Source organism: Spirosoma arboris, from assembly GCF_009754945.1.
Classification (GTDB): Bacteria; Bacteroidota; Bacteroidia; order Cytophagales; family Spirosomataceae; genus Spirosoma; species Spirosoma arboris.
Map to the genome: position 1 here is coordinate 269,402 of NZ_WPIN01000003.1, position 22,724 is coordinate 292,125.

Annotated in this window: 19 protein-coding genes and 1 pseudogene; 6 read left to right on the top strand and 14 right to left on the bottom strand. The window is 44.3% G+C overall.

The features are described 5' to 3' along the window. Positions 1-143: 143 nt before the first annotated feature. The 5 genes from GO755_RS08875 to GO755_RS08895 all read right to left on the bottom strand — a co-directional run bounded on the left by GO755_RS08875 (position 144) and on the right by GO755_RS08895 (position 8,944). A complete protein-coding gene (locus tag GO755_RS08875; RefSeq protein WP_157584398.1) occupies positions 144-1,916 on the bottom strand; it encodes a hypothetical protein in 1,773 nt (590 codons plus the stop codon). 106 nt (positions 1,917-2,022) lie between these two features. After that, on the bottom strand, positions 2,023-3,639 hold the full coding sequence (locus GO755_RS08880; RefSeq protein WP_157584399.1) for a RagB/SusD family nutrient uptake outer membrane protein: 1,617 nt from the start codon (positions 3,637-3,639) through the stop codon (positions 2,023-2,025). A gap of 20 nt (positions 3,640-3,659) precedes the next feature. Then, on the bottom strand, positions 3,660-7,049 hold the full coding sequence (locus GO755_RS08885; RefSeq protein WP_157584400.1) for a TonB-dependent receptor: 3,390 nt from the start codon (positions 7,047-7,049) through the stop codon (positions 3,660-3,662). 112 nt (positions 7,050-7,161) lie between these two features. Beyond that, positions 7,162-8,247 carry a FecR family protein gene (locus tag GO755_RS08890; RefSeq protein ID WP_157584401.1) on the bottom strand — a complete coding sequence of 362 codons (1,086 nt, stop codon included), beginning with the start codon at positions 8,245-8,247 and terminating at the stop codon, positions 7,162-7,164. 82 nt (positions 8,248-8,329) lie between these two features. Beyond that, the gene (locus tag GO755_RS08895) at positions 8,330-8,944 is read right to left on the bottom strand and encodes an RNA polymerase sigma factor (RefSeq protein WP_157584402.1); all 615 of its coding nucleotides are present in this window, start codon (positions 8,942-8,944) and stop codon (positions 8,330-8,332) included. A gap of 336 nt (positions 8,945-9,280) precedes the next feature. Here GO755_RS08895 and GO755_RS08900 point away from each other — a divergent pair, with 336 nt between their 5' ends. Beyond that, positions 9,281-9,607, top strand: a complete 327-nt coding sequence (locus GO755_RS08900; RefSeq protein WP_157584403.1) for a LytTR family DNA-binding domain-containing protein — start codon at positions 9,281-9,283, stop codon at positions 9,605-9,607. A gap of 85 nt (positions 9,608-9,692) precedes the next feature. Here GO755_RS08900 and GO755_RS08905 read toward each other — a convergent pair whose 3' ends face one another. From GO755_RS08905 to GO755_RS08930, 6 genes and pseudogenes are all read right to left on the bottom strand, one after another. Beyond that, a complete protein-coding gene (locus GO755_RS08905) occupies positions 9,693-10,382 on the bottom strand; it encodes a CAP domain-containing protein (protein ID WP_157584404.1) in 690 nt (229 codons plus the stop codon). Between the two features lie 112 nt (positions 10,383-10,494). Further along, positions 10,495-11,166, bottom strand: a complete 672-nt coding sequence (locus GO755_RS08910; protein WP_157584405.1) for a TetR/AcrR family transcriptional regulator — start codon at positions 11,164-11,166, stop codon at positions 10,495-10,497. An 833-nt stretch (positions 11,167-11,999) separates the two neighbouring features. Next, a complete protein-coding gene (locus GO755_RS08915; RefSeq protein WP_157584406.1) occupies positions 12,000-12,335 on the bottom strand; it encodes a hypothetical protein in 336 nt (111 codons plus the stop codon). A 253-nt stretch (positions 12,336-12,588) separates the two neighbouring features. Continuing rightward, a pseudogene (locus GO755_RS08920) lies at positions 12,589-12,681 on the bottom strand (AraC family transcriptional regulator); the annotation flags it as partial. A gap of 293 nt (positions 12,682-12,974) precedes the next feature. Then, on the bottom strand, positions 12,975-14,075 hold the full coding sequence (locus GO755_RS08925; protein WP_157584407.1) for a hybrid sensor histidine kinase/response regulator: 1,101 nt from the start codon (positions 14,073-14,075) through the stop codon (positions 12,975-12,977). Between the two features lie 49 nt (positions 14,076-14,124). After that, the gene (locus tag GO755_RS08930) at positions 14,125-17,421 is read right to left on the bottom strand and encodes a PAS domain S-box protein (RefSeq protein WP_157584408.1); all 3,297 of its coding nucleotides are present in this window, start codon (positions 17,419-17,421) and stop codon (positions 14,125-14,127) included. Between the two features lie 586 nt (positions 17,422-18,007). Here GO755_RS08930 and GO755_RS08935 point away from each other — a divergent pair. After that, positions 18,008-18,277, top strand: coding sequence for a hypothetical protein (locus GO755_RS08935; RefSeq protein WP_157584409.1), 270 nt, complete (start codon positions 18,008-18,010; stop codon positions 18,275-18,277). A gap of 49 nt (positions 18,278-18,326) precedes the next feature. Here the strand turns inward: GO755_RS08935 and GO755_RS08940 are convergent, their stop codons facing one another. Next, positions 18,327-18,887: an RNA polymerase sigma factor gene (locus tag GO755_RS08940; protein WP_157584410.1), complete on the bottom strand. Its 561-nt coding sequence runs from the start codon at positions 18,885-18,887 to the stop codon at positions 18,327-18,329. Between the two features lie 248 nt (positions 18,888-19,135). Between GO755_RS08940 and GO755_RS08945 the strand changes: the two genes are divergently transcribed. Both GO755_RS08945 and GO755_RS08950 read left to right on the top strand, forming a co-directional pair. Further along, positions 19,136-19,534 carry a LytR/AlgR family response regulator transcription factor gene (locus GO755_RS08945; RefSeq protein ID WP_157584411.1) on the top strand — a complete coding sequence of 133 codons (399 nt, stop codon included), beginning with the start codon at positions 19,136-19,138 and terminating at the stop codon, positions 19,532-19,534. Positions 19,535-19,675: 141 nt separating this feature from the next. Next, on the top strand, positions 19,676-19,915 hold the full coding sequence (locus GO755_RS08950) for a hypothetical protein (protein ID WP_157584412.1): 240 nt from the start codon (positions 19,676-19,678) through the stop codon (positions 19,913-19,915). Positions 19,916-20,220: 305 nt separating this feature from the next. Here GO755_RS08950 and GO755_RS08955 read toward each other — a convergent pair whose 3' ends face one another. Both GO755_RS08955 and GO755_RS08960 read right to left on the bottom strand, forming a co-directional pair. Then, positions 20,221-20,523: a hypothetical protein gene (locus tag GO755_RS08955; protein ID WP_157584413.1), complete on the bottom strand. Its 303-nt coding sequence runs from the start codon at positions 20,521-20,523 to the stop codon at positions 20,221-20,223. Between the two features lie 294 nt (positions 20,524-20,817). Further along, positions 20,818-21,201: a hypothetical protein gene (locus tag GO755_RS08960; RefSeq protein WP_157584414.1), complete on the bottom strand. Its 384-nt coding sequence runs from the start codon at positions 21,199-21,201 to the stop codon at positions 20,818-20,820. A gap of 213 nt (positions 21,202-21,414) precedes the next feature. Between GO755_RS08960 and GO755_RS08965 the strand changes: the two genes are divergently transcribed. Both GO755_RS08965 and GO755_RS08970 read left to right on the top strand, forming a co-directional pair. Next, complete coding sequence (locus GO755_RS08965; RefSeq protein WP_157584415.1) at positions 21,415-22,050, top strand: LysE family translocator; 636 nt, start codon at positions 21,415-21,417, stop codon at positions 22,048-22,050. A 45-nt stretch (positions 22,051-22,095) separates the two neighbouring features. Continuing rightward, complete coding sequence (locus tag GO755_RS08970) at positions 22,096-22,659, top strand: Crp/Fnr family transcriptional regulator (protein ID WP_157584416.1); 564 nt, start codon at positions 22,096-22,098, stop codon at positions 22,657-22,659. The last annotated feature ends 65 nt before the right edge of the window (positions 22,660-22,724 follow it).

The window sequence follows — 22,724 nt, forward strand, 5'->3', positions numbered from 1 at the left end:
AAGTGTATGCCAACTCCGAAACATTATTGACTTTCAACAACTTATACTTTGTACCATTTATTGATACTGTCCGCAACTGGACGAATCGTGTTCACTTGCGGACAAAATTCAGGTCGCTTACTAAACTTGAACAAATGCACAGATTACCCAATCGTAACCGTATGCTCAAACGGCGTAATTCCGGTAAAGAAAACGTGCATACCCTCTGTTCGCAACGTACCGAAATGGGAACTGTATAGCTCACCTTCGAGGCCGGTTAGTTTTGTGTGTTTGAAAACGCCCGGTCCAAATTTTATCGAATCGTTGCCATAGCTATACGTGCCCTGGCCGCTTTCTAAGGTATAATTATCCGAAGGTCCGTCTAGTTTTTTCAATCCGGTCAGATTCCCGCCTTCTTTAAAACAGAACTCGATCACCACATGCACGCCCTCCGTTCCTTTGGAGGAAAACGTCAATTCATTGGAGCCATTTTTCTCTTCGACCCGAATGGTGGTCTCTAACGTATTGATATTACTCTGCGGCCGATGTTCGAAATCCATCTTATTCCAGAATCGCCCGTCGGTACTTTGCGAATGCTTGTAATTTCCGTCCGCTCGTTTAAACTTAGCGGGTAAGGGCTGATAATAAGGCGCTTCTATTTTTTGATGCAGTATGTAGGCACTACCTGACTTTGTTATTCCCTGACTATGGAAATAGCCCGTGCTGAAAAAGTCAGTCGAGAAGCGCATGTATTTCAGAATAGCCTCCCCTTTTCTGAACGCAAAGAAATTAGGGCTATTGGCCCGTCCAGACGCAATGATGATCGGGAAATCGGTACCCCCAAAAATGGTTGTAGTTGTATTGTTACGTCGGATTCGGACGAGGTTGGTTTCAGTAAAGAATTTCTCAAAATTAACCGATGGTGCTTTGGGCGCAGGAAGTGGCTTTTTATAGAGCGGATCTTCTAAGAAATAGACTAATAAATCACTCAGAACACGTTCATCAAACCCCTTCAGCGTTTCTATGTATTTTGCAATAGCCGCAAATTCAGGATTATTGTCATTGATGGCCAGGTAATAATAGTCGTGGTAGAAATAGAGAATATTGATGGGTGCGTACTGATCCTGCCTGCGGGAGTCGACCGTAACTAACTCTCCGTTTGGTTCTGAATGGTAATAGACCAGGCCAAGGTTTTTACGGACTGGCTCAAATAAAGAAGGCATCGGGAGCAGACGGCCAATCGTAATTAGTGACCGGTCAATCACCGCCGAATAGTTCATGCTTCGTTCCAGAAAATTGCCATCTTTGTCGCAATAAACGCCTTCAGAAAGCCACTCATGAATCCGTTTAACGTAGGCCGGATTTGGAAATAACGCATTAATTTTTGCCAATGCCGCCGACACAACCCAGCGGTGATTGGGCGTATGCACACCACCCAGTCGGAGGGCCTCCCCTGCTTTGACAATAAACTCTTTGAGCAACGATTTCACCTCTCTTAACGACGCGCTGTCGTTCGCTTTCAGGATATTCCCGGCGGCACAAAGTGGCTCCAGAATAAAGGCGGTATCAGGCGGTGAAGCTAAATTCCCAAAATCGAGTGTACCGTCGGCATGTTGCGCTTTCACCAGAAACCGGATAATTTTTGCCATGTAAGGCACTACCTCTTCTTTCTGGTAATACTGCGACGTAGGCTCACAGAAAGCGGCTGCTAAATTGGCCAACTCATAACCCGATCGTCTTCTGACTTCGGTAATCTCCGGCGCTAATGATTTTAGCAGTTTAGCAACTTCCTGGTTGTTGGCCAGAACTATTTTTTTGTAGAAATCATCGTCTGTTGTTCGGTTAGCCCAAGCATTCGCTACCAATGGCGACAGGCTAATAAATGCCCCTATACCCAAACACTGCTGTAAAAAAGACTGCCTCGAAATGGTTTCCATATTTAATGAGTGATTGAGCGAATGAGTGATTGAGTGAATAGTTGACGTAGCATTTAGTTATTCACTCATTCGCTCAATCACTCATTCGCTCAATCACTCATTAATTTTAATAGCCTGGATTTTGAGTAAGGGCGGGGTTGACCGTGAAGGCGTTTGTAGGGATCGGGAAAATCCGACGATTTACATCCGCATCCGTTTTGAAGCCCCACTTTCCTTCATACTTTCCAAACCGGATCATGTCATTACGGTGCCAGGCTTCCCAGGCAAATTCTCGGCAACGCTCAGCATATACGTCGTCTAAGGTTACACTGGATAACGCAGCACTCGTGGTGCGGTTAGTCCGTAATTGGTTAACCAGCGAAACCGCCGTTTGCCCCTGCGTTGCGGTACCGCCCCGAAGAATGGCTTCGGCTTTCATCAGGATAATATCTGAATACCGAAAAACCGGGACGTCGTTGTTCTGATTGCGTGACGTCGATGAGGCATCAGGATAAAACTTGATATTCCGATAACCCATATTCCAGGCAATTTCATCGTTCCCACAGTCATAAGTGGCCACATCCTGGCGGAGCAAAATATCCGGCGTCAAATTTACCTGATACGTATAGGCTGCCGCCCCATCCGAACCCGTGTAGAATTGATCGTAGCCTTTTTTCGTCGTCGTTACGGTTACAGGTGTTACGCCGTCGTTCATAAACTGCAATCCTGTGAGCCACTGGTTATTTCGGATATCATTGACATCTTTGAAATTCGCGTAGTATTCGGGTAGCGTACTTTCCGGCGCGCTGGGTACGAATGGCAAATTGAATTTTGCGGTCTCTGATCTCGGCACATCATAGCGGGCGTGATACATCATGCCATTGGTCCCAGACATAACGCCAGCCGCCGGATCATACGGAATGGCAAAGATGAATTCCTTCATCTGTGGGCCATTGTTTGGATAGAATTGCTGGAGGTAGGACGATCTTGGTTCCAGCGAATACAAACCAGAATTGATTACGCTATCGCAGGCCACGACCGCATCAGTATAGCGTTGGGTGCCTGTATAATATTCAGCGTTCAGATACATTTTGGCCAGCAAGGAAAAGCCCGTGAATTTGTTTGCCCGACCATAAGTCGTTTGTCCTGACACACGACTCAGGTATGGAAGCGCATTTTTCACTTCTTTTTCAATGAAGGAAAAGACCTGAGTACGCTCTACTTTGGGGTGGGGTGTAAAATCACCGTAGGTAGTATCAATCGGCACATTGCCATACAGATCCATCATCATAAAATACGCCAGGGCACGTACCATTTTCAGTTCGGCCAGGTTCGTCGACTTTGCTGTAGAAGCCGGTATTGTTTGCCCCAGAATCGACAAGGCTTGATTGGAGGCCCCAATTACCGTCGATAACCAGCTCCAGGCGCTGTTTGTCCAACCATGGTCTTTGGTCCAGCTATGGTAATGGAGCATTCGGTAGTTCTGGTTATCATACCAGTTTCCACCCCGAGCGGGCAGAATCGCTTCATCGGTACTGAGCGACTGCATGAACCAGTAATCTAAAGCAAAATTACCCCGGAGTGCTGCATAAGGCGGGCCAGATGCCTGAATAAACTGGGATGAGTTCTGAGGAAAAATATCGGGCGTCAACTCGGTGTTGACAGGAACGGTTACATCATGACAAGCCGCAATCAGGAACATAATCAGCCCCAGGAACGCGCCAGTGGTTAGTATATTTTTCATTGTTTTTTTCCGCTAAGGTGTTAGAATGACGCGTTTAGCCCGATCAGAATAGTCCGGGTTTTTGGATAGAAATTGTTCGCATCTATCCCCGGTGCAATGCCCCCCTGGTTAACTTCAGGGTCGATTCCTTTGTAGCTGGTAATGACAAACGCATTATTCACGGAAGCGTAAACCCGAATGGTCTTTACGTATTGGCCCAGATTTTTGAAATTATAGCCCAATGTCGCGTTGTCAAGGCGCACGTAACTACCATCTTCGATAAAGCGGCTAGAGTATTTGAAGGAGTTTACATCCGTGGCTTTTTCGTCCGCTGCATCGACCAGAATATTGGTAAATTGGGCGGTACTTGGCCGGAACAAATCAGCACGAGTGGCGTTGAAAATCTTGTTTCCAAACACCCCTCTGAAAAACACATTGAAATCGAGGTTACCATAGCGCAGGGTGTTCGTCCAGCCAACCAGCAGTTTAGGTTGCGGACTGCCCATATACTTATAATCGGTGCCAATGACTGGCGTAGTCGTTAGGTTGCCGTTGTGATCAACGTACTGAGAGACGCCCTTGTCATTTTTACCTGCGTATTGCAGCGTAAAGAATTGACCCAGTGGCATACCTGCTTTTAGAATCTGCAACGTACTACCCGTTTGGCCAGCGCCTTCGGGCTGCGTTATCCGAACCGAATCTCCCCCAACGAAGAGCGGATTGGTTAAGCTATTGATTTTATTAGTGTTATGGGCCAGATTGAGACCAGTTGTCCAACTAAATTTCCCCTTCTGAACGGGTGTCGCACTTAAACTTACTTCAATACCCTTGTTACTCATGTTGCCTCCGTTGGCAATAATGCTGCCCACTGGAACCAGAATTGGATCGACACGATACGAATAAATCATACCCGTTGTCTCTTTGTTGTACCATTCTACCGTACCACTCAGTTTGCCTTTCAGGACGGTGAAATCAACCCCGATGTTAGTGGTTGCTGTTTTTTCCCATTGTAAATTTGGATTGGCCGCCTGCGTAGGGCCATAAGCAGCCGTTTGAACACCGTTGTAATAATAAGTACCCAGGCTACCCGAAATGAACTGCGCCGTGTAGGCATTGAAACCCGATGAGTTACCAGTAACCCCGTAACTAGCCCGTACCTTCAGGTCGTTAAACAGCTTCTGATTCTGCATGAACCCTTCCTGATTCACGCGCCACGCGACACTACCCGCCGGGAAATACCCCCACTGATTATTCGCGCCAAACACCGAACTTCCATCACGACGAACCGACCCCTGAATCAGGTATTTATCTTTGTAATTATAGTTCAGACGGGCGAAATCAGAAATCAACTTGGTTTCCTGATAAATGCCATCGGCCCCGAAATTGATGCGGTACGACGAAACGGCATAGGGATTACTCAGGGCAAAATTGTTGTAACCAATGTTATCGACGGGGAAGTTTGTGCTCGACGTCTGGAAGCCATCACCCGAAATGGAACCCTGATAGGAATACCCTAACACGGCATTGATCGTATGATCGCCAAAGCTTTTGTCCCAGGTAAGAAAGGTTTCCAGCACTTTGCGCGTCGTTTGGTACGTATTCCGAAGCGCCGAGCCATTTGTACCGAAGTTCAGGATGCTGTGTACGGACGGTGGATCGGGGTTATTATAAAAATTCGCGCTGTTGTATTGGGTGTAATAACTATCGTATGATTCACCGTGCAGCGATGTGTTGTTCTGATACGACAGGTTCATGTCGTACGAGAGTCCAAACGGAAGCGTCACGTGAGTGTTGAACGACCCAACCAGGTTGTTGTATTTGGTATTGTCCTTGGCATGGTTGATCATCGCCACCGGATTGAAATAGCCCGTATTCTGAAAGTTCTCAAAATAGCTACCATCCGCATTGGTAATTGGCGAAACCGGTAAGTGGTTGATCATCTGCAACAATACGTTGTTGCGCAAAGGGGTATTATTGGCGTTGCTATTTGAGTTTGTGACGTTCAGGCTAAATTTCACTTTGTCATTCAGCGCATACTGCTCAACCGCCAGGCGAGCAATAACCCGGCTCAGGGAGCTTCCCTGCAAAATACCCTGCTTATCTAAATAGTTGATACTCGCGCTATAGTTGCTATGCTCCGAGCCTCCGCTAATCGACAGGTTGTGGTTTTGTGAAACAGCCGAATTTTTCTCAACGGCCTGCTGCCAGTTGGTATTCGCTCCTTTATCATCAATGGGCGAAAATGACTGACCGTTTTTCGACAGAAAATCCCGCAATTGGGTGGCATCCATCATGTTCAGCTTGCTGGATACTTTTTCAATACCCATATAGCCGCTATAGCTAACCTGCATCTGCCCTTTTTTACCCCGCTTCGTCGTCACCATAATTACCCCATTGGCGGCACGGTTTCCGTAAATAGCGGTGGCAGCGGCATCTTTCAATACGTCAATTGATGCAATATCGTCGGGGGCAATGATGGAAATATCGGCACCTGGTACGCCATCAATGACGTAAAAAGGCCCCTGCGAACTGTTGATTGTCGACGCGCCCCGCAATACAACCGCCGATGGGGTGTTAGGGTCGCCACTGGCCGAAATGTTCAGACCCGGCACTTTACCCTGCAACAATTGACCGACATCGCTGATGGCCCCCCGGTTCAGCTCTTCGGGTTTGATGGTGCTGATAGCGGTCGTGAGGTTTTTGCGGGATTGCGTACCATAACCCACTACGACTACCTCACTTAGTTGTTTATTATCAAGCGCTAACGTCACATCAACCGAGCTGCGACTACCCACCAAAGCTTCCTGACTAACATACCCAATAAACGAAAATATCAGGGTGGCGCTTGCCGTATTGTATTGTTCTGGAATCGACAGCTTAAATTTTCCTTCGCCATCGGTTACAGTACCCAGGCGAGTGTCTTTCAGAACCACACTAACGCCGGGCAACCCTGAGCCGTTTGTGCCATCAAGCACACGACCCGAAACTGTCCGGTCGGTAACGGCCCTGCCCAAATGATTAGAAGTCAGTTGATCGATGCCATCGCCAGAATCAGTACTACCGGTAGAGGGATTTTTGAATAGCGCAATCTGTTTACCTGACACCTCATAGTTAATACGTAAAGGCGTCAGTAGCTCGCTGAGGAAATCTTTGAGCGTGACAGACCGGGCACTCAGAGTCACACGCTGATCTGCCTGAATTTCCTTGGGGTTGTAAATAAACCGAACGTTTGTACTACGCTCCAGATGTGCCAGCGTACTTTTCAGATTTGTACTGCCTGCTTTTATCCGAACATATTGATCGAGCAGCTCCTGCCCACGGGCGCTATGGGCCCAGGTGGTACTCACGAATATACCAGCGATCAGAAGTTGAGTAACCGATAGCTTCATGAGTCGGATGAAGGATGGGTACTTAGAATAGAGTTTATCCATGAGTAAAACGGGTATTTACCCATGGATAGCAATTCAGTTAGGTAGATACTGTATTATTTGTCATTATTTTTATAAATAGTTTTCAGCATCTACTTAACTAAGTCAAATATACCTACTTATTATCACATCCAACACTGTGAATGATGATCTGCCCATCGACAATTTCGTAGGTAGCACGGGAAATTCGACAAATCAAATTCAGCCTTTCAAACAGCGATTCGTCGGAGAAACTGGCGGTAATAAAACAGTTTTTAACGGTTACCGGATCATAGATAACCGTTAAGCCGTAGGTCTTTTCGAGCTGCTTGAACACCTTGTCAATGGGTACCTCCTCAAACTCGTATTCATGGCGTTCAATCTTCTGAAGAACAATGGGCTGCTCAACAACAGACTTTACCAACCGGTCTTCTTTCTCAATAAAGGCGACCTGTTGATTAGCCGTAAGCACCACACCTACTGATTCTTTTTGCTGCAACCGTCGAGCCGCCCGAATATCCTTTCGGGTATATACCGATACCCGTCCCGAACGCACTTCCACTTTAGCATTGTTTCCTTCTGCTTTTACCAGAAATGAAGTGCCTAATACCTGCGTCGAAATCTGATCTGCGTGCACCCAGAATGGCTTTTTAGGGTTTTTTGTGATCTTAAAAAAGGCTTCTCCAGTCAGGTATACTTCGCGCAGTTTCGGGGTAAACTGCTTTGGGTAGCGCAACTTGCTATGTGTATAAAGTGTAACCACGCTTCCGTCCTGAAGGGTAACATCCTGAGGTTCTGGCTTTGTATTCTCGATCTCGTTATAATTAACCGCCAGCACAGGACTAATTTCCGCCAGCTTATCGAGCCGCGATGATGCGGGCTGGTGCACTAAAAATAAATAACCAAGTCCGAGAATAACCAGAATTGACGCAGCTACCCGGACCATAGGGGTCGACCAGAGCGGACGCACTACTTGTTTATTCTGGCGAATAATATCGTCTGTAATGCTCGTTAATTCATCGGTTGATAAAGCAGTATTTTTTTCTTCCAGCGCATACAGAAAGGCCCTGGCCAACTGCACTTTCCCCGATGCCTCCGGATGCGAATCCAGCCATTCTGTCCAGAATGCTTCACTCTCCGGGTCTCGTTGAATAACCCATTGTCGGAACTGTTCATCCTGGGTAAAATCTTCAACACTATATTTCTGGTAATTGGGATTCATGCTGCGTTGGAGTAGGTCTCAATGCGTATTAGATACTAACAGATGGCCAAATTTGGGCTCAGATACTTGTTTTAGCCCGTATTTAGAAAGAAGCGTGACCAAGTACATTGACCAAAATGAGTAAACCAGCCCAGTTGTCTCGAAAATTTTTAAAAGCGGCCTGTAATAAATTCGATATGGATTGCGGGTTCACGCCCATGATGGCTGCGATTTCATCCCGTTCAAGATTTTGATAGTAGCGTAGATAAATAACCTCCCGTTGCCGCTTGGGTAATTTATTTAGTGCATCTGCAATTCGATGCGTTGTTTCGGCAACACTCTCCTGTTCAATCAATAACCACTCCGGCGAAAACTCCACAAAAGTCAACTCATTTTCCAGGTCGATAGACGCATCTTCCCGGATGATATGTTGGCGGTGCCCTTCACGCAGCACCCGTTTCCGAACGCAACTGAGCAAGTAAGCACGCACGCTGTCGGGTGTGCTAATCCGGTCCCTCCTATTCCAGATTTCGATAAACACTTCCTGAACACAGTCTTTCACAAAATCTTCATTCCGGACAAATTTGTAGCCATAGTTCTGCAACGGATTGAAGTATTTGGCCAGTAGCTTACCAAAAGCTAGCTCATTCCCATTTTTTAGTTGCTCCCAAAGCTGAATATCGGTATTGGTTGGGGTAGGATTTGGACGTATGGCCATGGTAGTCTAAAACAATTCGCATAGAGAAGTTAAGTTGACGAATCAGTAGAGCTTTATTATAGAAATAGGCAAATACGCTTTTGCGACGGCTCAAACTAACACTTTTTTTGCCACATCAGAAAACGCTGTTCATCTTGATTTACACGACAATTGGGGCAAACGCGATTAAGCGGCTTTGATTTAATTATCACCAATAAGTTACTTTAATCACCAAAATTCTCCATTTCCTAAACTTAATACAGCAAAAGAGCTACATTATTGCAAATAAAAACACTAAAGCAGCAAACCAAACCATCCCCATTTTTCGTACATATGGGCAACCAATAGTTCATCCCTATGCGAAAACAATTACTGGACGCTGATCAGATTATGTATGCCCTCGGCAATGGCAATTACAGCAATATCTACTTTTCAAATGGCACTACCGAGTTAACGAGCCACACGTTAAAGTGGTATGAGGTAGGCTATCCCACGCTAGTACGAATTAGTAAGAGCGCTATGATTAACCCCAGATTTATCAAGGAAAGCATCGTAATTACGCCTGCTACAGCCTATATCACGATGCATACTGGTGTGCAGATCGCTGTTTCCCGTCGTAGAATGAAGCGTGTTTTCTTTACTCTTCGACGCATTGGTGGATCGTCTATGTCCACGAAAGGATAAGTAACTATCGATCTGGCTCTAGTAATTGGCAACCTAGAGCCAGATCAAGACCGCACTAACTCGTTTATTCCTTATTGGGAAAGTGCTAATGTGTAGTTGTCAGTTGGGAACTGCACTGGGCACCAAAATTCTGAACTAATCGACCAAAGGGTGGTCGACGTTCACGGTATGGGTTGGCCGACAAACGGCCGGCGCACCCTACATGCGTATAAAGTGGGCTCAGCAAATTAGCCCGGTGATGAATGGAATGAAGCCATTCCTGGACTGCAAAACGGGCGTAACCCGCATAGCTAAATGGAAAATATACTTTTTTCGTTTCTAAATCAAAGTACTCATATTGATGCGTAGTAGCATTGTAACGGGCACAGAAATAGTCGGGCGTGTCAATGGTTGAATATTGCCCGATGTTCTCGGCGGTATAATTAAAGCGATTGGTTTGTCTATAGATACGTTTAGCCGATGTAAGTTCGGCTAAACTGTAGAAATTATCATGACCATAATAGTGGTTTTGAATCATCGACTCCGCATGGGTATGAGCGGCTCTATACAAACCAGGATCATACATTAAAACGGGTAATCCAACCTGACGTCTGAGCTCGTTGGTCGCGTGAAAAATAGCTATATCGAGCAACAACGTATCTGGATGATCCAGGCTAATCTGCTGTCGACTCCGCGCCTGAGCAAAAAAGGTAGAATCAGTTATCAAATAATCGTCCGGTATGTTTTGTGGGATGACGACCCATTGGTACAATTGAAAAACGATCCACCAATTCATAAAGTCTGGCGTGTGTTTACGAGCTGTACTTTGTTACCCTAAGTTGTTGTCTATAAGTTATTTTAGGATTTAATTTACTGATCACATGCTGTTACTTTAATGCGATTGATTATCATGGCCATTGATCATCAATCGCATTAACTAGCTGGCTAGTTAGCGTTACTTCGTCAGAGTCTACTGCCAATTTGTTAACCCCGATGTAAAGCAGCTTAACAGCCTCTTCAATTCGCTCCCAACCAGCTTCGCTCCGTAAATCAATGCCAACTACTGTGCGATTATTTTGAGCCATGATGGTTAAATACGACATAGCCCCTAGTATTACGGCCGACACCGCTTTGGTATCAGTTCCCTCTACAAAGGTGAGTTGCTCCACCAACCGAGTCAACTCTTCATCCAAAGCTTCACTCACCATGTCTGCCGTTGGGTCACTCTCAGAAAGAGTAGCTTTTAGCAGCTCTCGTGCTGGTTTAGAACTCCTGAACGATCGATAAGTCTGAATTACCTGTCGATACCAAATACGAGCCAGGTCCGACTTTTGCAGGGGGCGCAGGTGATCCAGAACCTGAGGTGTAAAAACTGGAAAGAGTTTACCCATTTTCAGGTAGTACACCATTAACCCCTCCAGACTACCAAAATAGCGATATATAAGTGTTTTACTGACGCCCGCCTTTTGGGCAATCCGATTGACGGCTACTGCCTGCCATCCCCATTCGTTAATTTCTTCTTCCAGTGCTTCTACAATTCGTTGGGTTGTCTGGGTGCGGTTTCTGGGAAGTCCCTCCATAAATCAGTTAAAATTCAGGTACATATTTAGGCTAAAAAGAGATAAGGTCGATCGTAAAGTAATGTCTCAACTGTTTGTTAATCTAGTAGTGAAACTACCAGGATACTACCAGTTGATTTGTTGTCAATTCGGGTCAGTATGCCATCGCAGCCCCGGGTATTATAGTCACTACTCGTTAAACCAGATATAGTCCGTGAAGTGGACAGGGGCAGACTAGTTGTCATTCGTCTGAAACGACTCTGAAAAAGAGCCGAATGGATAGGCGAACCAAATCGCGTAGGCTTGTTTCGTGTCCCGTTGTGGGGGTATTTAGTCCAGGAACAGCTACTGGAAAATGTATAAAGTATACATCACCTAGTTTCATATCCTATATTGATGAAAGTCGTAAAAGTCAGCTTTTACAATCAAATTACTAGGGGAAAAACACCCTTTTTTAAGGGGAAATTTCCCGTTTTATCGTATTATTTTACTATGCAACTGGTAGAGCGATTCCGAGTTACATTCACCGAAACCAACCAGGCAGGTGTGTAAAAATCATCGTATGAGTTACTCTATTCTCATAGTTCACTCAAAACTGTTAAGTATAACCTTGACTATTCATTGGAAATAATTTGTAAACACTGAACTGTCCGAAGCCAACGTTTTTTGTAGTAAAGCAAAAGCTTCTTCCTCACGGTCGAAGCTTTCGGGTTTACAAAAGAGGAAGGTTGGATAATCCAATTAGACGAAAGGTACGCGCCTATCAAAGGAGGGTGGATCAAATGTTGTGAATGACCCAAATTGGATGGTAGTTAACGGAAGTTTGTAGGTGAATGGAGTTGATTAGGTTGAGATTAATTCAACTCATGCAGAAGGGACGATTTTCGAACTAGGACATACGGGTACTTTATCAGTATCGAAACAATAGCTTCCCAATGGTCACACAAAAACCAGTGTAGGTTTAGATCAGGTTTTTCAACTTGCCTGACTGCATCAATAAGTGCTTTTGGGTTTTGTGTATTATTGGCTGTTCTGAGTACAAATTTCAACGTTGAGTGGATCACCTGTAATTCAAGTCTGGTGAATTCATTGCCCCATTGACGAGGTACAATTCCGGGGAAGACGACTTCTGTAGCAATGAGTGTTTTGATATACTCTTTAAGTAGATTGATATTGATAGTTCGTTCCATAGGTTGAGGTAAATGGGTTGACTAACCTACGGCCAAAATCCTGCCAGAAAGGCAATTTGACGGGTCGAAATATATTATTCGGTCATATGACTAAAGTGGTCAGCGCAATTTTATTGATTTCCTCACGAATAAGGCGTTATACTTCATGAAATGCCGTATTAAGTACACGAACGTGTGATAACAATGGTTGACCAAGTGCGATTCGTTAGAAGCGAAAAAGTAGTATTAGTCAGTCTATAATGAGGTGATTTCGTCAATTAAACGACTGCCTGAATTCCAAAGGGGAAAGGTTGGTTTTTGTCTTGAATAACTTGCTGAACGACTGCGGATGCTCAAACCCTAATTTCATAGGGAGTGCCCGCTGAACTGTGTCAATATCTTTTTTCTTTTCCGGGTTACTGCTGATCACCGTAACAGTATGCCCTTTTTGCACTAATTTCTCTGCCAGGGCTTGCTGATGTGTCCTAACGAACCTGTTACTACAATTTTCATTTTGCTGTTTTTTTGTTTCTGCAAAGTTCAGCAGCTCCACAAAAACAGACGTAGTCAAAAGTAGGGTTGTCTTAGTGCCTTACAACTAGTGAATCCGTTCCTCCGCTAGATCCAACCTCAGCATAATCATCATCAACATGCCAGACCTTACTCCAATACCGACGGCAACGTAACTATTACTGACGTTTCTCCGGTAAGCTGGCTTTCAATCACTAGTGATCCTTTATTGAGGGCTAACAGCTTTTTTACAATCGCCAGGCCGAGTCCCGACCCTTGTTGCTCATACGTCTTCCGGTCGAATTGCATATAAGGTGCAATGCGGGCAATATCTTCTGGTTTAAATAGTTGCCCATGATTCGAAATGCGGAGTTGGTACGTCAATTCTCCTTGATGACCACTTATCTGAACGGGTTGTGTGCCATCCGAAAACTTATGTGCATTGTCAACCAGCTCCTCGATAACGGTTCCTAAGCTTGTTTCGGAAAGAGTAACGTGTGCCCTCTCAATCTCAAGTCGACAAGTTAAGGGCTGATCTTGCCGATCATTTACCTTTTGAATATGCTGCTTCACCACATTCGTATCAATCCATGAACTACCGGTGGAAAAAAAGGTGAAGGCAGATGGCAATGTGTCAACCTGATGCAACTCCTCCAGTAACCTCAGGTTATCTAACGACCGTTTTAAGCGTAGGCTTGCCGATTTAATCATGGCCAGCATAGAAAGGCGATCACTCTGATCAAATTCGTCAGAATGATCCATCAGTAACGAAACGAAGCCAAGGATACAGGTCAGCGGGGTATTATATTCATGACTGGATACGCTGTTGATGGTTCGGCGGAGGTCTCCTAAGCGGCTTTGCAAGTCGGCTTCCCGCTGAGCTTCACGCTGAAGTCGACTTTCGATACTCTGTAGCAAGCTATCCAGCGTGAATGGTTTGGTCAGGTAATCATCGGCTCCAAGGACCATTCCCCGACGCAGATCTGTTTCTTCGGTTTTGGCCGTCAGAAAAATAAACGGAACGGTTGCTAACGAGCGGTTATTCCTAATGGCTTCCAGCAATTGATAACCATCCATTTCCGGCATCCTGATATCACACAGAATTAGATCGGGCAGGTATACGATAGCCTGGAGAAGACCTTCCCGACCGTTGGGAGCCGTTGCCACGGCGTAGCCTTTCAAGGTTAGTAAAGCCGCTACATTTTCCCGGATGTGGGTTTCGTCTTCAATGACTAAGATTTTAGGAGCCATACAGTTTAGTGAGTGAAAAGAGGCAGGAATGGATAGATAAAACGTACGATTAGTTGAGCACCTGGCGGTTTGGCTGAATTGGTAATACGATGGTGAACGTAGTTCCGACATGCTCTTCACTCTGAACGGTCAATCGCCCCCCATGAAGCGCTATAAATTGCCGGGCAATAACCAGGCCCAGGCCCGTACCAGGGATGGCTGCCGTATTACGCGCCCGAAAAAATGTCTGAAATAAAGTTGGAAGATCAATGGCCGGTATGCCGATACCTTCATCAATGATCTGAATGACCACATCACTTTCTTGAAATCGGATCGTTAACTGAGGGTCAGTTTCCGAGAATTTAAAGGCATTGGAGAGCAAATTGATTAGTACATGGCCCATCAGTTTTTCTTCGAAGTAAATAGGGCAAGGTGTCCCCTGAACTGAAATGCGAACGATTCGCTGATCTACTTGATGGCTAAAATGAGTAGCAATAACTTGTTGACAGAGCGCCAGTAAATCGCCCCATTCGGGATTGAATGCAATTTTGCCCGCTTCAATCTTACCAATACTGAGTATGTCTGAGAGTAACTCATTGACATTCTGAATCTGCTCGCGGATTACACCCAGATAGTTTTGAATAATCGGTCGGGCACTTTCTGGTGGGTGGTCGAGGTACAGATCAATCAAATCTACACTCGTTTGAATCGTGGTCAGGGGAGTTCGGAACTCATGGGATGCCGTAGAGACGAACTGCGACTTAAGTTGATTGAGTTCCTGCTCCCGTTGTAATGATTGTTGTAAGACTAATTCTTTCTCTTTCTGACTGGTGATGTCATTCGCAATGCCGATGTAACGCAGCGGGACACCCCGATTATCGTTCATAATGAACGTTCGAACTTGTAGCCACCGAATAGACTGGTGTGTACCCTGCACGCGACACTGAACGGTTACTTCCTGCCCTTGTCGATATTTTTCAAATTCAGCCATTACCCGAGAGCGATCTTCGTCCAGAATCGTATCCAGAAACGATCTCGCTCCACTTGTATCGTTCGGGGAAGCTATTCCAAAAACCCGTTCATAAGCCGGATTGATATATAACAACTCAAACGGCTGCACTGAATGAATCCAAAAAACCTCATCAACATTCTCGGCAATCTCCCGAAACCGCTGTTCGCTTTCTCGAAGAGCTTCTTCGGCCTGCTTCTGCTCGGTTATATCCCGTGCCGATGCATACACGAAGTCCTCAAATCGATTGGCACGCCATTGGATCAGCCGGTAACTGCCATCTTTGTGCCGATACCGATTGACGAACCCATCAATGAGCGATTGCTGATAGATCAGCGATGACTCTGTCTGGTCGTCGGGATGAATCCATTTAACGAGGGGTTGTCCTTCCAATTCATCCACCTGATAGCCTAGTGTCTGAGTCCAGGCCCGGTTCACTTTCAAGAAGATTCCATCCCCAGTCGTGATACAATATAGGTCTAGGGCACCTTCAAAGAAAATAGTCAACTCCCGACTTTTTTCCTGTAACTCCCGTTCAGCCGCCTTGAGCGATGAAATATCGGTTGCCATTCCTACATAGCCCGTAATTGTTCCTGCTTCATCCTGTAACGTGCTGGTCGTTAACAGAACAGGCACCTGCTTCCCATTTTTGCCTTCGAGCAGACATTCCATCTGAAAATAGTCTTGCTTCTGCAGAATCGGTTGCATTAAAAACGGAGGAGTCGAACCTAATCGGGCCGCCTGATAGGAAAGTATGGGGACCGCCGATGCAGAAGGGTCAAACCGGGCCTGAGGATGCCTTCCGATGAGTTCATCTGCTCCATAGCCTAGCACCTGCTCAACTGCTGGGTTTGCCGATAAAACTACCCCCTGGATATCGGTTGAAATAATAGCCTGACCAGCGTGCTTGAGAATGGCATTTTGCAACCTTGATAGTTGACTGATTGCCTGGGTCCGTTCGGCAACCCGCTGTTCGAGTTGCTCGGTATGCTGCTGGAGCTGTTCATGGAGGAGTTGCTCCCCTAAAACAATCGCTAACTGACTGCCTACTTCCTGGGCAATCTGCAAGTATTCTGCCGTAAAAAAATGAGGTGTGTAGGCCATCAGCACGAAAGCACCTATATATTGCTGCTGGCTGAATAGAGGCACAACAATCATAGACCGGCATTCCTGATCATACGAAGCCAGTTCTGCCGGAATGTCCTGCGGAGTGTCGAGTATGTTATCAACCACAATTGGCTGTTCATTCAGGAGCGGCTCGATTTTGAAGAGGTCGACGGGTAGTGACGAACTGACCCGAACAGTCATTTCTTTATCGTCTATCCAGCTTTTGGCCCCTGCCAGACCAGTTGCCTCGTCAAACCGAAACACGACTAGCCGCTCACAGGGCACCAATTGTTGTGTATGCCTTAAGGCCGTTGCCTTTGGGCCTTGTGCAGTCAGATTTCGGTTGAGCAGTGCCCGTTCAATGGCCTGCAATCCCTGGAGCCGCTGGTTAGTCCGTGTCAGAGCCTCATTGACCTCGTGGAGTTGTTCATTTTTTTGTTGAAATAGACAAGCCTGTTCCAACTGGGTTTGTTGTTGCCGTCTGAGCAGTGTGTTATCCAAATACGTTAATAACACCCCGTCCTCTGTTTGGGCCATATGCCCTTCTAACCACAGGTCAACTCCATTAATATGATACAGTGTTTGATAGTGTTTGGGAATTCCGGTATGCAACACTTCTTTTAATCGTCCGAAAGTACCCTGTTCCAGCGCAGCGGGATAGGCTTCCAACAGGTTGTGGTTGAGGAGCTGATCGACCGACAAACCAATGGTGCGAGCGTTAGCCGGGTTGGTTAACTCATATCGGAAGTCGATAACTTCGCCATCTTCCTGACGAACCGGATGAAACAGCGCCAAGCCTACCGGTAATTGCTCGACAATATTTTGTAATAGCTGCGTTTGTCGCTCCAGTGCCTGCTGAGCCTGTTTGGACTCGGTAATATCTACCGCTGTAATGACTAAGCCGTCGTACTTTTTACTAACCGACACATCAACCCACCGGATGAGATCCCCAATTGGATGTTGCCTTTCGAAGCGTTGGGTATTGCCCGTTTCCCACGCCTGTCTATAGCGATTAAAGATGCCAGAATCGACAAAACTGGGAAAAAGCGTAAGCATGGTCATCTGGCCAAATTCGTCTGGACTCAATGCCGACAGTTGATGGGCCATACGATTACCCCAGACGTAGCGAAAGTCCGTTACCTGACCCTGTTGAAGGATAGGCTGGCAGTACAACACCGCGATCGGAATTACTTCCTGAAAACTTTCTAGTTGCTGAGCCCGAAAGCGTTCGTCAAGAAAAGACTTATCCATCACTAATCAGTCATTTATGTATCTTATTGCTGACCTAACTTGATTCATTCCTGTCCAGGTGCAACGAGTAAGTCATGTGCATACTACCTCCGATCAAAGTGATTTCACGAACGAACTCTTGTCCTGTCAGAGCAGAGTTACCTTGTTAACCCAAACGAGACAGATTTCTAATGTAGCAGCAGCCATTGGTCTGTATAATTGATAAAAAAGGGCGTCCATTATAGCAATTTACTTACTTATAAGTAAGTAAATTGCAAAAAGTCTTTCCATACAGCATAATATTATTTTAGTAACAAGTAAGACATAAAATTAACAATACGTATATTTATATATAAAAACTTACCCAGTATCTTTACTATATATCTAGTTAGCTGGTCTTACAGCGCCATGACGATTCCGCTCCCCCACGGTTGTTTTTAACCTTATTCCCTTGCCGTTCTCCAGGTCAAAATTTGCCAGTAGAGGTGTGCGCACTAAAGTGACAATCATAAATTAATTAAGTCCAAAGCAATAAGGTGCAAAACCAATTTTGGTTATGCACCTTAACCCACCCGGCGTAATTGTAAGTCTAGCGTTTTACCTTCCTATGTCGACACTTCTCCCAACTTCTAATCTTGTTTCCAGCTTTCTTGCCGTCTTCAACCTGAACGAAATGCCAGGCGTTGTAGCGTTTGACAATGCCGCAGAAGCTATTGAATTTTTAGAATCTGGATCAGGTATAGATGAACTTTTGCCCTTAGGCGTTGTTGGCTGGGATGCTTATAATCACAAGGCTAAAGGTATCTATTGGCAATATAACGCGTCTGTTTCCTATACAGAGATATTGACAAGTGCTTTTCAGGGGTTTCAACACTAGAGGAGAATCATAGCCAAGTTCATCGAAGATAAGTCGCTCACTCAGTTTGTTAACTACTCCCCATACGATAGTGGCGAATGTCGTGACTAAATGATTGCTTTAGCTGACGCAAGGCCATACGATACCGCGTTTTTACAGTCCCCAACGGTATTTGCAACTCATCAGCCACCTCTTGATTGGTATAGTCCCGGAAGTACAGTAAATCAACGACTTGACGATACTTAGGTTCTAAGCTGCTGGTAATTGACTGATTTAACATGCCCTCAGAAAGAGTGGGACTCGTAAGCCCATCCGACCGTTCATAGATATACGTCGTGGCTATTGCTCTAACTTTTCGAGTTCTCAACTCATCCAGAGCCAGGCGCTTTGTAATGGTCAGCAACCAGGTAAACAGGCGCCCTTGACTAGCATCATAGTTGTGGATGTTTGACCAAACTTTAATAAAAGCATCCTGAAGCAAATCTTCTGCCTGCTGGTGGTCTTTTACCATGCGCAAAAGTACACCAAACATAGCTGGAGAGTACGAATCGTACAAGAAGGAAAAAGCAGTGGGAAGTTTAGCCTTAAGATCCTGAACCAGATTAATTTCAGTTTTTGGAATGGGCAACATGTTTAAAGTAGGTGAGTCATGAGTGATTGCAGGTTATTCATTAACTTACCCAATCTCAGAATGTTACCATTTATTTTAGAAAACTTTTTCTAACCTATTAAGCGTTTATATGTACAAATCGGCAAATTTTGTTTAATTCGTAAATTAAAAACAAATTAAAAAACCATTAGATTAATTTAATATCGAACAAACTTATAAATAGGACGATACATGATATTTTTGGTTTTCCACTCCTGTCATCATCCCTTATGAAGCGATTAGACGCTGCGCAAGTGCAGCACAAGTTTGACCCCGAAAAAGTCCTCTATTTGATCGGGGATGTTAACTACTGCACGGTGTTTCTGCTTAATGGCAAGACCGTTTTAACCAGTCGGACGCTGAAATGGTACAGTGACCGGTGGCAACAATTTATGCGTGTTCACAAGGGTAGCTTAGTTAACCCAGAGCATATTTATAGCTGTGTCGTGGTTTCTTCTTACCTGGCGCACCTGATTATGCGGAACGGAGCTCGCCTTGCCATCAGCCGAAGACGGGTTAGTGAAGTAGTCGCCCAATTGGGTATCGACTTACCGAAGGCGCCTGGTATAAGCACGCATGTGATTAAACCAGAATGGAGTTCCTTCGTACCTGCTCACGCCGTTGCTTAAGCTAAGATGGAAGGTTTTTACTGCCATTTGCTGTACGTCCAAATCCACTAGCGGTTATGTCACCTTTTTTTAACTGAGTCTCATCTAGCTTTTCATAGTCAATCAATTTTAGTTTACAGTTACTACAAAATTGTAGTATTAATGACTTTAATTGTATCTTTTAGCCATCCGGTTGTGTATGTGGTAACTACTGGATACTTTCGAATTGTTCATACCTTCTCATTGAAAGGATTATCCCGGTTGGCTACTGCTGATCGGGATTTTCAATTTGCTTACCTACTCATTCTGATTGCCATGCAGAGTATTGTCTTTTATTTTGTGAGTTTTTTTCAACAATTAGATACATTTGATCGCCGAATAATTATTTTTTCGTCAATTTAATGTTTATCATTTCTTCCTAACCTTTATTTGAGAAGATGAAAAACAAACTCTTTCGCATCCTAAGCGTGGTTTCTCTGTTGATTTCTGTTCTACTTATAGGCACTTCTTTTTATTTTCCCTTCAAGAGCCGTTATGTACTCTTGTGTTTTCTTAGCTCACTGATTTTCACTGGACTTGGACTTTACCTATCCAAAAAGTCGGCTGATTAATGATTTCCCCGATCATACAAAAACAAAGCGAGCGGCCCATTAAATAGACCGCTCGGGATATACGTTCAAAGGCAATTCCACTTTGCCCTTACGCCATTAAGAGACTAAATTTCTTCTGCGTAAAATGCGTCTAAGTTCATGTCCCAGAGATATGAGAATGACTGCAACAATGAGTAGACCATAGAAAGCGGGTGCTAGCCAGAGCGGCAGACTGACCCACCACCAAGACCAATCCAGCATTTCGGTTTGTTTAAAAAGCGCCAGCAGCAAAAATACGCTGATCAGAACGGTGGTTAGTGTTACTTTAGGGCGGACAGAGGCTTGCTTTTCGACATACAGGTCAGCATCATAGACTTGTAGTTCTTTTGTAGTTTTCAAATCGGACGGATAGATGGTCATAAACATTCATTTTATGGGTGTATATTCAGAAAGTTAACTTACACGTGAAATAGGATCACTAACAGCATCTACGGTCTTGCAATCTATAAAAACTATAGTCCAGAGGCCCATTCATGATTTCTTAATGAAAGGAATCATGAATAAATCCGGTTGATTGCCAAACACACCTGTCAAATTGGGCTCAGCAAATGGACGGCGGGATTTACGAATGACTTGACCCTGTAAAGGCCAGCGGAGTTGCTTCAAAAGATAAAATTTTCAAGCTGCATAGTTAAAACGGATGTAGGTCAATCATCATCCAATTGCTGAATCATCATCCAGTACATAACCCCACTGCTTCACTTGCAGGAGCAACTTACTCATGGTATCAGGCTCAGGTTCGCTGTAGAGAAAATTAAGCCAGAACGTATAGAAATCAGCGAACTGATTACCTCGACCAATAAAGGTCTGACTTAATTCACCCAGATGCTGTTGACTAATGTCCTCAATAGGTTTCGCCCAGGGGTTTTCTCCTGTTTCGGCCACAAAAATGGATCGTAATTCAGCAACTAAATTTGGAATGGCTTCCTGGATGCAATTAGTCCGAATCCTTTCTGGCAACTCTATGATCTGAGCATGGACCAGATTATCCAGTGTATTAGCCAACTGGCCTACTCGTAACACGTTTTTAGTTTTCATTATTAAAGGTATGGTTTAATTAAAGAGGGGTCAGGGCAATACAGGGAAGGAGTTACTGTTGAAATTAGCTACTCATAATCAAACAACTAAGCGATTAAAAGTTTTATTTATTATCCGGCGAAATATACGTTTATGTGTTTGATCAAATGAAGTAAACATATGTATATTCACTCGGCACAATCCTATTGTCAAGCCTTACTACAAAAGCATACTATGACGGGAATTATCCATTTTGAGACATTTCTACTAACGGGAATTTTGTTAAACTTAACACCTGGAAATGACACAATTTTCATACTAACAAGAAGCATTAGTCAGGGTAAAAAAGCAGGAATTGTCTCAGCATTAGGCATTGGGACGGGGAGTATTATTCACACTGTTTTGGCTGCGTATGGGATTTCCATAATCATTGCAAAATCTATCTTACTATTTACGATCGTCAAATATGCCGGAGCTGTTTACTTGCTCTACATGGGTTATAACATGTTGACAGATAAACGTCCATTAACTACAAGTACTATAGCAGAAACTAAAACCACAGATTACTATAAAATTTATAGATCTGGAATTATTACCAATGTTTTAAATCCCAAAGTTGCTTTATTTTTTATTGCTTTCCTCCCTCAATTTATTGACCCAACTGTTCAAAACACCATTTTACCTTTTCTTATATTAGGAATAACGTTCATTACAACAGGAACAATTTGGTGCTTAGTATTAGCAACTTTTTCTTCCGTAATTTTCACTAAGCTTGCAGGAAATAAAAAAGTCGCATCTTACATAAATAAAATTTGTGGAGTTTCCTTGATTGGTCTCGGCATAAAAGTAGCGTTAACTGACAGAAGGTAGTAAGTTAATAGCCAATCGCATTTTCTTAGTATAGATTACCCTCTTATGAAAAAACTAACAAACTATTTTGAGCGAATCGGATTTTCAGGGACCGATTTAGATAAAATCATCAATTCATTTGAGCTCCGGTCGTTTAAAAAAAACGATTTTGTCGTAGAAGAAGGCAAGGTAAGCAGGCATATTGGCTTTGTTGAAAGCGGCATGTTTCAATATTATGTCATAAAGGATGGCGAAGAAAGAACGACTTATGTATCCATTGAAAATACTTTTTTCGCATCCGTATTAAGTTTTATTAGTAAAGCACCTGCACTTGAAAATATACGAGCGTTAACCGACGGAAGTATCAGTTTAATTAGTAGAGAGAACCTTAAAAAGCTCGTCGACGAAATTCCAGGATTTAAGGATTTTTATATCAACCTGTTAGAACACACAATTTGTGGTATTGACGCCAGTCGCCATGATTTGATTGTTCTCACGGCTGAGCAACGGTATGAAAAAATGCTCCGGGAAGAGCCCCATCTGTTGCAGCATATTCCCCTTCAGCACCTAGCGTCCATTCTGGGCGTAACTCCCCGACACCTCAGTCGAATCAGGGGTAGTATTCGCTAATTTCCTTTTTAGACATTTGTCTAGTAAGCTCAGTTTTAGGCTAGTGAACTTTGCATCGTCAATAC